This window comes from Leclercia sp. W17 (genome assembly GCF_003336325.1).
Lineage (GTDB): Bacteria > Pseudomonadota > Gammaproteobacteria > Enterobacterales > Enterobacteriaceae > Enterobacter.
In genome coordinates this window covers 4,555,076-4,567,574 of sequence record NZ_CP031101.1, presented here as the reverse complement: position 1 = coordinate 4,567,574, position 12,499 = coordinate 4,555,076, and the positions used below count along the sequence as shown (strand labels likewise).

General features: G+C 56.7%; 12 protein-coding genes. 9 read left to right on the top strand and 3 right to left on the bottom strand.

Annotated features, from left to right (window positions below; genetic code table 11):
• Positions 1-57 precede the first annotated feature (57 nt).
• The 4 genes from tatA to tatD are packed head-to-tail and all read left to right on the top strand — an operon-like array spanning position 58 to position 2,422.
• On the top strand, positions 58-312 hold the full coding sequence (tatA, locus tag DVA44_RS22595) for a Sec-independent protein translocase subunit TatA (RefSeq protein ID WP_103177421.1): 255 nt from the start codon (positions 58-60) through the stop codon (positions 310-312).
• A 3-nt stretch (positions 313-315) separates the two neighbouring features.
• A complete protein-coding gene (tatB, locus tag DVA44_RS22590) occupies positions 316-843 on the top strand; it encodes a Sec-independent protein translocase protein TatB (RefSeq protein ID WP_103177420.1) in 528 nt (175 codons plus the stop codon).
• Between the two features lie 2 nt (positions 844-845).
• On the top strand, positions 846-1,598 hold the full coding sequence (gene tatC / locus DVA44_RS22585) for a Sec-independent protein translocase subunit TatC (RefSeq protein WP_103825356.1): 753 nt from the start codon (positions 846-848) through the stop codon (positions 1,596-1,598).
• Positions 1,599-1,639: 41 nt separating this feature from the next.
• The gene (gene tatD, locus DVA44_RS22580) at positions 1,640-2,422 is read left to right on the top strand and encodes a 3'-5' ssDNA/RNA exonuclease TatD (protein ID WP_114388225.1); all 783 of its coding nucleotides are present in this window, start codon (positions 1,640-1,642) and stop codon (positions 2,420-2,422) included.
• On the opposite strand, the gene rfaH is transcribed toward tatD, so the two are convergent.
• Positions 2,419-2,910: a transcription/translation regulatory transformer protein RfaH gene (rfaH, locus tag DVA44_RS22575; protein ID WP_114316438.1), complete on the bottom strand. Its 492-nt coding sequence runs from the start codon at positions 2,908-2,910 to the stop codon at positions 2,419-2,421. The two genes, tatD and rfaH, sit on opposite strands and share 4 nt — an antisense overlap.
• A 183-nt stretch (positions 2,911-3,093) precedes the next feature.
• Between rfaH and ubiD the strand changes: the two genes are divergently transcribed.
• The gene (gene ubiD / locus DVA44_RS22570) at positions 3,094-4,578 is read left to right on the top strand and encodes a 4-hydroxy-3-polyprenylbenzoate decarboxylase (protein WP_114388224.1); all 1,485 of its coding nucleotides are present in this window, start codon (positions 3,094-3,096) and stop codon (positions 4,576-4,578) included.
• Between the two features lie 43 nt (positions 4,579-4,621).
• A complete protein-coding gene (gene fre / locus DVA44_RS22565) occupies positions 4,622-5,323 on the top strand; it encodes an NAD(P)H-flavin reductase (protein WP_114388222.1) in 702 nt (233 codons plus the stop codon).
• Between the two features lie 183 nt (positions 5,324-5,506).
• On the opposite strand, the gene fadA is transcribed toward fre, so the two are convergent.
• Both fadA and fadB read right to left on the bottom strand, forming a co-directional pair.
• Positions 5,507-6,670 carry an acetyl-CoA C-acyltransferase FadA gene (gene fadA / locus DVA44_RS22560; RefSeq protein ID WP_114388220.1) on the bottom strand — a complete coding sequence of 388 codons (1,164 nt, stop codon included), beginning with the start codon at positions 6,668-6,670 and terminating at the stop codon, positions 5,507-5,509.
• A 9-nt stretch (positions 6,671-6,679) separates the two neighbouring features.
• Positions 6,680-8,869 (bottom strand): fatty acid oxidation complex subunit alpha FadB, encoded by a 2,190-nt coding sequence (gene fadB / locus DVA44_RS22555; RefSeq protein WP_114388219.1) that lies wholly within the window; start codon positions 8,867-8,869, stop codon positions 6,680-6,682.
• Between the two features lie 187 nt (positions 8,870-9,056).
• Here fadB and pepQ point away from each other — a divergent pair, with 187 nt between their 5' ends.
• Genes pepQ through trkH form a run of 3 tightly spaced genes read left to right on the top strand, consistent with a single transcriptional unit; the run spans position 9,057 to position 12,494 of the window.
• Positions 9,057-10,388: a Xaa-Pro dipeptidase gene (gene pepQ, locus DVA44_RS22545; protein WP_114388217.1), complete on the top strand. Its 1,332-nt coding sequence runs from the start codon at positions 9,057-9,059 to the stop codon at positions 10,386-10,388.
• Positions 10,388-11,002 carry an IMPACT family protein gene (locus DVA44_RS22540; protein WP_114316444.1) on the top strand — a complete coding sequence of 205 codons (615 nt, stop codon included), beginning with the start codon at positions 10,388-10,390 and terminating at the stop codon, positions 11,000-11,002. Before pepQ ends, DVA44_RS22540 begins: the two co-directional genes overlap by 1 nt.
• 40 nt (positions 11,003-11,042) lie before the next feature.
• Positions 11,043-12,494, top strand: a complete 1,452-nt coding sequence (gene trkH, locus DVA44_RS22535; RefSeq protein WP_114316445.1) for a Trk system potassium transporter TrkH — start codon at positions 11,043-11,045, stop codon at positions 12,492-12,494.
• Positions 12,495-12,499 lie beyond the last annotated feature (5 nt).

The following is a 12,499-nucleotide window of genomic DNA, read 5'->3' as shown; positions in this document are numbered from 1 at the left end:
GCCGCATAACGTATAATGCGGCCTGATTAATTTATCATCTACAACTGAGGAAGAAGTATGGGTGGTATCAGTATCTGGCAATTGGTGATTATTGCCGTCATCGTCGTGCTGCTTTTCGGTACCAAAAAACTGGGTTCTATCGGTTCCGATCTTGGTGCCTCCATCAAAGGCTTCAAGAAAGCGATCAAAGATGATGACGAGAAGCAGGACAAATCCAGCCAGGACGCGGATTTCACTGCTAAATCTATCGCCGATAAACCAGACGACGTCAAAAAGGAAAATGCTAAACGCCACGATAACGAGCAGGTGTAATCCGTGTTTGATATTGGTTTTAGCGAACTGCTGCTGGTATTCGTGATTGGCCTCATTGTACTGGGGCCACAGCGTTTGCCGGTGGCAGTAAAAACTATTGCAGGCTGGGTGCGCGCGCTGCGTTCGCTTGCGACAACGGTTCAAAACGAGCTGGCGCAGGAGCTTAAGCTGCAGGAGTTTCAGGACAGCCTGAAAAAAGTGGAGAAGGCGAGCATGGATAACCTGACGCCGGAACTCAAAGCCTCCATGGATGAACTGCGCGAAGCGGCGGAATCCATGAAGCGCTCCTACAGCGTTAACGACCCGGAAAAAGCGAGTGATGAAGCCAACACCATTCGCAATCCACTGGTCAAAGATAACGAAGCGCAGCACGAAGGCGTGACGCCTGCTACCGCAGAACACCAGGCCAGTGCGCCCGAACAGACGCCTTCAGAGCCGGTGATCAAAAATTCAGAACCGACGCCAGCGTCCGCAGAGAAGAAGCCTGCCCCCGTCGCTGATGCGTCCCCCTCGTCGAGTGATAAAGCGTAAATATGGCTGTAGATGACACTCAACCGCTGATTACGCACCTGATCGAGCTGCGTAAGCGCCTGCTGAACTGCATTATTGCGGTCTTCCTCATTTTTATAGGCCTGGTCTATTTCGCCAACGACATCTATCAGGTGGTCTCTGCGCCGCTGATTAAACAGATGCCGCTGGGCGCAACCATGATTGCGACCGATGTCGCGTCGCCCTTCTTCACGCCGATTAAGCTGACCTTCTGGGTGTCGCTGATTGCCTCTGCGCCAGTAATCCTTTACCAGGTCTGGGCCTTTATTGCCCCTGCGCTGTATAAGCATGAACGCCGTCTGGTGATCCCGCTGCTGGTCTCCAGCTCGCTGCTGTTTTATATCGGCATGGCCTTCGCCTACTTCGTGGTCTTTCCCCTGGCCTTTGGCTTCCTGGCAAACACCGCGCCGGTAGGGGTTCAGGTCTCGACGGACATCGCCAGTTATCTGAGCTTTGTGATGGCGCTGTTTATGGCCTTCGGCGTGGCGTTTGAAGTGCCGGTTGCCATCGTGCTGCTCTGCTGGGTGGGGATCACCACGCCGGAAGACTTACGTAAAAAACGGCCATACATTCTGGTGGGTGCCTTTGTCATTGGCATGCTGCTGACGCCGCCGGATGTCTTCTCGCAAACCCTGCTGGCAATCCCGATGTATTGCCTGTTTGAGGTCGGCGTCTTCTTCTCGCGCTTCTATATCGGAAAGCGACGTGAAGATCACGAGGAAGAGTCAGAAGAATAAAACCAACCGCCCGCCAGGGCGGTTGTCATATGGGAGCGAGTATGTTTGATATCGGTCTGAACCTGACCAGCCCGCAGTTTGCCCAGGATCGCGATGAGGTCGTTACCAGGGCCTTTGCCGCCGGGGTAAAGGGCTTACTGCTGACGGGCACCAACCTGCATGAAAGTGAGCAGGCGCAGCAGCTGGCGCAACGTTATGATCGCTGCTGGTCAACGGCAGGCGTTCATCCTCACGACAGCAGCCAGTGGACGACAGAGAGCGCAGCCACGCTGCGGGCATTAGCCGCCTCGCCTGAGGTGGTGGCAATCGGAGAGTGTGGTCTCGACTTTAATCGCAATTTCTCTACCCCCGGCGAGCAGGAGCATGCCTTTAGCGCCCAGCTGGCGTTAGCCGCTGAGCTGCGTATGCCGGTATTTATGCACTGCCGTGACGCTCACGAACGCTTTCTGGCGCTGCTGGAACCCTGGCTGGATAAACTGCCCGGCGCGGTGCTGCACTGTTTTACCGGCACGCGTGAAGAGGCGATAGCTTGTCTGGATCGTGGATTGTATCTGGGGATCACCGGCTGGGTATGTGATGAGCGACGCGGGCTGGCGCTACGCGAGCTGCTGCCGGTTATTCCTGCCGAGCGCCTGCTGATTGAGACCGATGCGCCTTACCTGCTGCCGCGCGATCTCAGCCCTAAACCGGCCTCACGGCGTAATGAACCGGCTTATCTGGGACATATCATTGAACGGGTCGCCCACTGGCGCGGCGAAGAGACGCAGTGGCTGGCTGCGCAGACGGATGACAACGTGCGTCGTCTGTTTGGCATCGACTTTTAAACTTTGCGGAAACTGGTGTTTTTCACGCTCTGCTTCACTTCTTTATTCAGTAAGTTCAGCAGCAGCATGGAGCGGGCTTCCCCGTCCGGTTCAGCGAAAATCGCTACCAGCCCTTCGAACGCCCCTTCGGTGATCACCACATCATCGCCGGAGAAGGGCGTATCAGGATCGGTCATGCCTTCTGGCTGTTTATAAACCGAGAGCTGGTGGATGACGGAAGAGGGCACCGTGGCCGGATGAATGCCAAAGCGTACGAAGTGACTGACACCGCGCGTCGCACTGATGGTGGTGGTGTGGATTACTTCAGGGTCGAATTCAACAAACAGATAGTTCGGGAACAGTGGTTCACTGACGGTTGTGCGCTTACCGCGAACCATTTTTTCCAGCGTGATCACGGGCGTCAGACAGTTCACCGCCTGGCGTTCCAGATGTTCCTGAGCACGCTGAAGTTGCCCACGCTTGCAATACAGTAAATACCAGGCCCGCATAATGACTCTTTTCCGCTTGTTATGCCGGCAAGCATATCAAAACCCTGGCGGGATCGCTAAGCTGATTATAATGGCCGTACGCAGAAGAAGCCGTGAATCTTCACGCTAATTTAACAAAAATACAGCATCACGCAGTCTTACGCCGTATAATGAACCGCATACAGAGAGAGCTTGACTAACTGCATGAAATACAACGATCTACGCGACTTCCTGGAACTGCTGGAAAAGCAGGGCGAACTCAAACGCATTACCCTGCCTGTCGATCCTTATCTGGAGATGACAGAGATTGCCGACCGCACCCTGCGTGCCGGTGGGCCCGCGCTGCTGTTTGAAAACCCGGAAGGCTACACCATGCCGGTGCTCTGTAACCTGTTTGGCACACCCAGGCGTGTGGCGATGGGGATGGGGCAGGAAGATGTCAGTGCGCTGCGTGAAGTGGGTAAGCTGCTGGCTTTTCTGAAAGAGCCTGAGCCACCAAAAGGTTTTCGCGATCTCTTTGATAAGCTGCCGCAGTTTAAGCAGGTATTGAACATGCCGACCAAACGGCTGCGCGGCGCGCCCTGCCAGCAGAAAATTGTGGAAGGCGATGCGGTCGATCTGACCCGGATTCCCATCATGCAGTGCTGGCCAGAAGATGCCGCCCCGCTGATCACCTGGGGTCTGACCGTGACGCGCGGTCCGTACAAAGAGCGGCAGAACCTCGGGATCTACCGTCAGCAGCTGATCGGTAAAAACAAACTCATTATGCGCTGGCTGTCGCACCGCGGCGGCGCGCTGGATTTCCAGGAGTGGTGCGCGGCCCATCCGGGCGAACGCTTCCCGGTCTCCGTGGCGCTGGGTGCCGATCCGGCCACCATACTCGGCGCAGTGACGCCGGTGCCAGACACGCTGTCGGAATATGCCTTTGCCGGGTTACTGCGTGGCACCAAAACCGAAGTGGTGAAGTGCGTTTCTAACGATCTGGAAGTGCCCGCCAGCGCTGAAATTGTCCTCGAAGGCTACATCGAGCCAGGGGAGTTGGCCCCGGAAGGGCCGTATGGCGACCACACCGGCTATTACAATGAAATAGATAACTTCCCGGTATTTACCGTGACCCACATTACCCAGCGGGAAGATGCGATTTACCACTCCACCTATACCGGCCGTCCACCAGATGAACCTGCCGTACTGGGCGTGGCGCTCAACGAAGTGTTAGTGCCGATCCTGCAAAAGCAGTTCCCGGAGATCATTGACTTCTATCTGCCGCCGGAAGGATGCTCCTATCGCCTGGCGGTGGTAACCATTAAGAAGCAGTATGCGGGTCACGCTAAACGGGTGATGATGGGCGTATGGTCTTTCCTGCGCCAGTTTATGTATACCAAGTTTGTGATCGTTTGCGATGATGACGTCAACGCCCGCGACTGGAATGACGTGATCTGGGCCATTACCACCCGTATGGATCCGGCACGCGATACGGTCTTAGTCGAAAACACGCCAATTGATTACCTGGATTTTGCCTCGCCGGTTTCCGGTCTTGGCTCAAAAATGGGACTGGATGCCACCAATAAATGGCCCGGCGAAACCCAACGTGAATGGGGTCGACCGATCAAAAAGGATCCTGAGGTGACTGCGCGAATTGACGCGATCTGGGATGAACTGGCCATAATGAATAACGGTAAAGACGCCTGAATGCGCCCGTTATGCCCTATAGACTTCCCGACAGAGAGAGCGAATGACAACCTTAAGCTGTAAAGTGACCTCGGTAGACGCTATCACCGACACTGTATATCGCGTCCGTTTAGTACCTGAATCGGCGTTCTCCTTCCGCGCTGGCCAGTATTTGATGGTGGTGATGGATGAGCGGGATAAGCGCCCTTTCTCAATGGCCTCCACGCCGGATGAGCAAGAGTTTATCGAGCTGCACATTGGGGCGTCAGAGCTCAACCTGTATGCGATGGCGGTGATGGATCGCATTCTGAAAGAGAACGTGATTGAAGTTGATATGCCTCACGGCGAAGCCTGGCTGCGTGATGACGAAGAGCGTCCGCTGATCCTGATTGCCGGCGGTACCGGTTTCTCTTACGCGCGCTCTATCCTGCTGACGGCGCTGGCGCGTAACCCGGACCGGGATATCACCATCTACTGGGGTGGCCGCGAGTCGAAGCACCTTTACGATCTGTCCGAGCTGGAAGCGCTGAGCGTGATCCATCCAAACCTGCGCGTTGAGCCGGTGGTGGAGCAGCCGGAAGAGGGATGGCGCGGCCGCAGCGGCACCGTGTTAACGGCGGTACTGCAGGATCATGGCACCCTGGTAAATCACGATATCTATATTGCCGGTCGTTTCGAAATGGCGAAAATTGCCCGTGACCTGTTCTGCAATGAGCGCGGTGCGCGTGAAGATCGTCTGTTTGGCGACGCGTTTGCCTTTATTTGAGACGAAAAAAACCCGCCCCTGACAGGCGGGAAAACGGCAACTAAAACTTTCCCCGTCATCATTCACGCTGCCTCTTTGTTGGCTGCCTTTGCTCACCCCGGTCACATAGTTAACTATGCTCCCGGGGATTCGCGCAGTTGCCGCCGCGATGCAACGCGAATGATTTAGGGGAATATTCTTCGATTACACCCTCTCAAACACCGTCGCGATCCCCTGACCCAGGCCGATACACATGGTCGCCAGACCAAACTGGGCATCTTTGCGTTCCATCAGGTTAATCAGCGTGGTGCTGATACGCGCCCCGGAACAGCCCAGCGGGTGGCCCAGCGCAATGGCACCGCCGTTGAGGTTAATCTTTTCGTCGATCTGATCCATCAGGCCCAGATCCTTAATGCACGGCAGGATCTGCGCGGCGAAGGCTTCGTTCATCTCGAACACGTCGATATCGCTGGTGGAAAGCCCGGCTTTTTTCAGCGCCAGCTTTGAGGCCGGTACCGGGCCATAACCCATAATCGACGGATCGCAGCCCACTACCGCCATCGAGCGGATACGGGCGCGCGGCGTCAGACCCAGCTCGCGGGCGCGGCTTTCGCTCATGACCAGCATGGCGGCAGCACCATCGGAGAGGGCGGAAGAGCTGCCCGCTGTCACGGTGCCGGTCACCGGATCAAAGGCCGGTTTCAGCGTGGAGAGCGCTTCAACAGTAGTTTCCGGACGGATCACTTCGTCGAAGTAGAACTGCTTCAGCACGCCATCGGCGTCGTGACCGCCCGTCGGCAGGATCTCATTTTTGAAGGCGCCGGACTGCGTCGCGGCCCAGGCACGGGCGTGCGAGCGGGCGGCAAAGCTGTCCTGCATTTCACGGCTGATACCGTGCAGACGGGAGAGCATTTCCGCCGTCAGTCCCATCATGCCTGCGGCTTTCGCCACGGTACGGCTCATGCCGGGATGGAAATCGACGCCGTGGTTCATCGGCACATGGCCCATGTGTTCCACGCCGCCAATCATGCATACCTGCGCGTCGCCGGTCATGATCATGCGTGCCGCATCATGCAGGGCCTGCATCGACGAACCGCACAGGCGGTTGACGGTGACAGCCGGTACCGAGTGCGGGATTTCCGCCAGCAGCGCGGCGTTACGGGCGATGTTAAAGCCCTGCTCCAGAGTCTGCTGCACGCAGCCCCAGTAGATATCGTCCAGCGCGGTGGCGTCCAGCGCCGGGTTGCGCGCCAGCAGGCTACGCATTAAATGTGCGGAGAGATCTTCCGCGCGCACGTTACGAAATGCGCCGCCCTTCGAACGGCCCATCGGGGTGCGAATTGCATCGACAATGACAACCTGTTCCATTGTGACTCCTTAAGCCGTTTTCAGTGCGCCAACCGGACGGGCAGGCTCAACCGGGGGATAGTACGCTTCGTTATTACGCGCTTTGGTACGCAGACCTTCCGGTGCATGATACAACGCGCCGAGATGCTCGTACTGTTGCGTCATATCCAGATAGCGGGCGCTGCCGAGCGTATCCAGCCAGCGGAACGCGCCGCCGTGGAACGGAGGGAAGCCCAGGCCGTACACCAGCGCCATATCCGCTTCCGCCGGGCTGGCGATAATGCCCTCTTCGAGACAGCGCACCACTTCGTTGACCATCGGGATCATCATGCGGGCAATAATCTCTTCGTCGCTGAAATCGCGCTTCGCGTGGCTGACCTCTACCAGCAGGCTGTCCACGGCTGCGTCTTCCTCTTTCTTCGGCTTACCTTTGCTGTCTTCTTTATAACGCCAGAAGCCGAGGCCGTTTTTCTGACCGTAGCGATTCGATTCGAACAGGGCGTCGATGGCATCGCGGTAATCTTTCTGCATGCGCTGCGGGAAGCCTGCCGCCATCACCGCCTGGGCGTGATGGGCCGTATCAATACCCACAACATCCAGCAGATAGGCCGGGCCCATCGGCCAGCCAAACTGTTTTTCCATCACTTTGTCGATCTTGCGGAAATCCGCCCCGTCGCGCAGCAGCTGGCTGAAACCGGCAAAGTAGGGGAACAGCACGCGGTTGACGAAGAAGCCCGGGCAGTCATTAACGACAATTGGGGTTTTGCCCATCTTGCTGGCCCAGGCCACGACTTTGGCGATCGTTTCATCGGAGGTCTTTTCTCCGCGAATCACTTCAACCAGCGGCATACGGTGCACCGGGTTAAAGAAGTGCATGCCGCAGAAGTTTTCCGGGCGCTTCAGCACGCTGGCCAGTTCGCTGATTGGAATGGTAGAGGTGTTGGAGGCCAGCACAGTCTCCGGGCGAACCTTCTCTTCTGTTTCCGCCAGCACCGCTTTTTTCACTTTCGGGTTTTCAACTACCGCTTCGACGACCACATCCACGCGGTCGAAACCGCTGTATTCCAGCGTTGGATGAATCGTGGAGATCACGCCGGAGAGCTTCAGACCGTCGATCTTGCCGCGCTCCAGCTGTTTGTTCAGCAGCTTGGCCGCTTCGGTCATGCCCAGCGTCAGGGATTTATCGTTGATATCTTTCATCACCACCGGCACGCCTTTCCAGGCCGACTGGTAGGCGATGCCGCCGCCCATAATGCCCGCACCCAGCACCGCAGCCTGTTTTGGCGTCTCAACGTTTTTAGTCAGCTGCTTCGCTTTGCCCTTCACGAACTGATCGTTAAGGAAAATACCGACCAGCGCACGGGCTTCGTTGGTGTGAGCCAGTGGGACGAAACTTTGGTTTTCTAATTTCAGTGCTTCGTCACGGCCCAGACGTGCGGCGGCTTCGATGGTTTTCACCGCGGTGATCGGCGCCGGATAGTGTTTACCCGCCGTCTGCATCACCATGCCTTTGGCGATGGTGAAACTCATGGTGGCTTCAATTTTACTTAAGTGCAGCGGCTCCAGTTTCGGCTGGCGTTTCGCTTTCCAGTCGAGATCGCCGTTAATCGCCTGGCGCAGTATCGCCAGAGCCCCTTCATGCAGTTTTTCCGGCTTAACGACGCCATCCACCAGACCGAGCTTTAACGCTTGATCGGCACTGACATCTTTACCTGCGGCGATAATTTCCAGGGCGCTGTCGGCACCCAGCAGGCGCGGCAGGCGTACCGAGCCGCCAAAGCCCGGCATGATGCCCAGCTTCGTTTCAGGCAGACCAATGCGCAGATCCGGCGTTGCCAGACGGTAATCGGTCGCCAGCACGCATTCACAGCCGCCGCCCAGCGCATAGCCATTGACCGCAGAAAGGGTCGGGACCGGCAGATCTTCCAGACGGTTAAAGACGCTGTTGGCGAAATGGAGCCACTGGCTCAACTGCTCCTGGGGTACCAGGAACAGCGAGAGGAATTCGGTGATGTCTGCGCCGACGATAAATGCCGCTTTTTCGGAACGCAGCAGCAGACCTTTTAAATCGGTTTGTTTTTCAAGAACGTCCAGCGCCTGGCCAAGGCTGGCCACGGTTGCGGTATCAAGCTTGTTCACTGAGCCGGGGGCGTCGAACACCAGTTCGGCAATGCCACCTTCCAGCCAGTCTACGTACAGGGTGTCGCCTTTGTAGAGCATGTCAGTCTCCTGAATCCAGCAATTGGATCTGGTCATACCAGATGAAACGGAGTGTGGGTTTTGTGTTAATGAAATGCAAATTAGTCATTAAATAATTGTAGGGCTGATCACGCTCGGCGAAGATCACGCAGCTTTTCTGAGGTGTGCTAAGATGCGGGGACTTGAGGTCAAAACGAAAGGAATAATGATGGACTCACTGGCCGCGCTCTACAAAAATCATATTGTTACGTTACAGGAACGTACACGCGACGTACTGGCTCGCTTTAAGCTGGATGCGCTGCTCATCCACTCCGGCGAACTGTTTAATGTCTTCCTTGACGATCATGCTTATCCCTTCAAGGTGAATCCGCAATTTAAAGCCTGGGTGCCGGTAACGCAGGTTCCCAATTGCTGGTTGCGGGTGGATGGCGTGAACAAGCCGAAACTCTGGTTCTACCTGCCGGTGGATTACTGGCACAACGTGGAGCCGCTGCCGACCTCATTCTGGACGGACGAGGTAGAGGTGATTGCCCTGCCGAAAGCGGACGGTATTAGCAGCCAGTTACCTGCAGCTCGCGGCAACATTGCCTATATTGGCCCGGTGCCTGAACGGGCTCTCGCCATGGAGATCACAGCGGAAAACGTGAACCCGAAAGGGGTGATCGACTATCTGCACTATTATCGCTCCTATAAGACCGACTATGAACTGGCGTGCATGCGTGAAGCGCAAAAAAACGCGGTTAACGGCCATCGTGCGGCGCATGAAGCGTTCCTGTCCGGCATGAGCGAGTTCGATATTAACCAGGCCTACCTGACGGCCACCGGCCATCGTGATACCGATGTGCCTTACAGCAACATCGTGGCGCTGAACGAACACGCGGCGGTGCTGCACTACACCAAACTCGATCACCGCGCGCCGTCCGAAATGCGCAGCTTCCTGCTGGATGCCGGTGCGGAATATAACGGCTATGCCGCTGACCTGACCCGTACCTGGGCCGGAAATAGCGACACCGAGTTCGCTGCGCTTATCAAAGACGTGAATGATGAACAGCTTGCCCTGATCGCCACCATGAAGGCGGGCGTGAGCTACGTGGATTACCACATCCAGTTCCATCAGCGCATTGCGAAACTGCTGCGTAAGTATCAGATCGTCAGCGATATGAGCGAAGAGGCGATGGTGGAAAACGACCTGACCGGGCCCTTTATGCCGCACGGGATTGGTCATCCTCTGGGTCTCCAGGTGCATGATACCGCTGGCTTTATGCAGGATGACACTGGTACGCACCTGGCGGCGCCGTCTAAATACCCCTACCTGCGTTGCACCCGCATTCTGCAACCGCGCATGGTGCTGACCATCGAGCCGGGCATCTACTTTATTGAGTCGCTGCTGGCGCCGTGGCGTGAAGGGCAGTTCAGCAAGCACTTCAACTGGCAGAAAATCGAAGCGCTGAAGCCGTTTGGTGGGATCCGTATCGAAGATAACGTGGTGATCCACGAGAACGGTACTGAAAACATGACGCGAGATCTGAAGCTGGCGTAATGGAAAGCTGGCTCATACCGGCAGCGCCGGTCACCTTTACGGAAGAGATCAAGAAAAGCCGTTTCATCACGCTGTTGGCGCATACCGACGGCGTGGAGGCGGCGAAGGCGTTTGTAGAGGCAGTAAGAGCGGAACATCCCGACGCCCGCCACCACTGCGTGGCATGGGTGGCCGGGCCGCCTGACGACTCGCAAAAGCTCGGGTTCTCGGATGATGGTGAACCGGCGGGCACGGCGGGCAAACCCATGCTCTCGCAGCTCATGGGCAGCGGCGTTGGCGAAATCACCGCCGTCGTGGTGCGATACTACGGCGGCGTGTTACTGGGAACGGGCGGGCTGGTCAAGGCCTATGGCGGCGGCGTCCAGCAGGCGCTTAATCAGCTGACGACTATCCGCAAAACGCCACTTACCGAATATACTTTATTGTGCGATTACGCCCAGTTATCCGGCATCGAGGCATTGCTGAAGCAGTATCAGGGCCTCATCGTACACAGTGACTACCAGGCGATGGTGCACTTGCGGGTGGCATTACCCCAGGCTTCGCTTCCGGCATTCTCAGCAAAACTGGCTGATTTTAGTCGTGGTTCGTTGCAATTACGGCCGATTGAAGAATAATCCCCACCCTACTTATTGAATACCAAAGGAAGCGGCAGAGATGCATTTTCGTGCCATAACCCGAATCGTTGGATTGCTGGTCATACTTTTCTCCGGGACGATGATCCTCCCGGGACTGGTAGCGCTTATTTATCGGGATGGTGCGGGCCGCGCCTTTACGCAGACCTTTTTCGTCGCGCTGATGATTGGCTCCCTGCTGTGGTGGCCTAACCGCCGTCAGAAAGGGGAGCTGAAATCCCGGGAAGGCTTCCTGATCGTGGTGCTGTTCTGGACCGTGCTGGGCAGCGTGGGGGCATTACCCTTCATCTTCTCGGAACAGCCCAACCTGACCATCACCGATGCCTTCTTTGAATCCTTTTCCGGGCTGACCACCACCGGGGCCACCACGCTGGTGGGGCTGGACTCACTACCTCATGCCATCCTCTTTTACCGGCAGATGCTGCAATGGTTCGGCGGTATGGGGATCATCGTATTAGCCGTGGCGATTCTGCCGATACTGGGCGTCGGGGGGATGCAGCTCTACCGTGCCGAAATGCCGGGGCCGCTGAAAGATAATAAAATGCGCCCGCGTATTGCCGAGACGGCCAAAACGTTATGGCTGATCTATGTGCTGCTGACGGTCGCCTGTGCGCTGGCGCTGTGGTTCGCCGGGATGCCAGCCTTTGATGCCATTGGCCATAGCTTTGCCACCATCGCCATTGGTGGGTTCTCAACCCATGATGCCAGCGTCGGCTATTTTGACAGCCCGACAATCAACACCATCATTGCTATCTTCCTGCTTATCTCCGGCTGTAACTACGGCCTGCACTTCTCTTTACTCAGTGGCCGTAGTCTGAAGGTCTACTGGCGCGATCCAGAATTTCGCATGTTCATTGGCGTGCAGCTGACGCTGGTGGCTATCTGTACCCTGGTGCTGTGGCTACACGATGTCTATGACTCGGCGGTCACCACCCTTAATCAGGCATTTTTCCAGGTGGTGTCGATGGCGACCACTGCGGGTTTCACCACCGACAGTATCGCGCGCTGGCCGCTCTTCCTGCCTGTGCTGCTGCTCTGTTCGGCCTTTATCGGCGGCTGTGCCGGTTCGACGGGCGGTGGCCTGAAGGTGATCCGCATCCTGCTGCTCTTTAAACAGGGGAACCGCGAACTTAAGCGTCTGGTGCACCCGAATGCGGTTTACAGCATCAAACTGGGCAACCGCGCACTGCCGGAGCGTATTCTGGAGGCGGTGTGGGGCTTCTTCTCTGCCTACGCGCTGGTCTTTATCGTCAGTATGCTGGCGATCATCGCGACGGGCGTGGATGACTTTTCGGCGTTTGCTTCCGTTGTCGCCACACTGAACAACCTGGGGCCGGGCCTTGGCGTGGTCGCAGACAACTTTGCCAGTATGAATCCAACCGCGAAGTGGATCCTGATTGCCAACATGCTGTTCGGGCGTCTTGAGGTCTTCACGCTGTTGGTTCTCCTGACACCAACATTCTGGCGCGAATAAGGGAG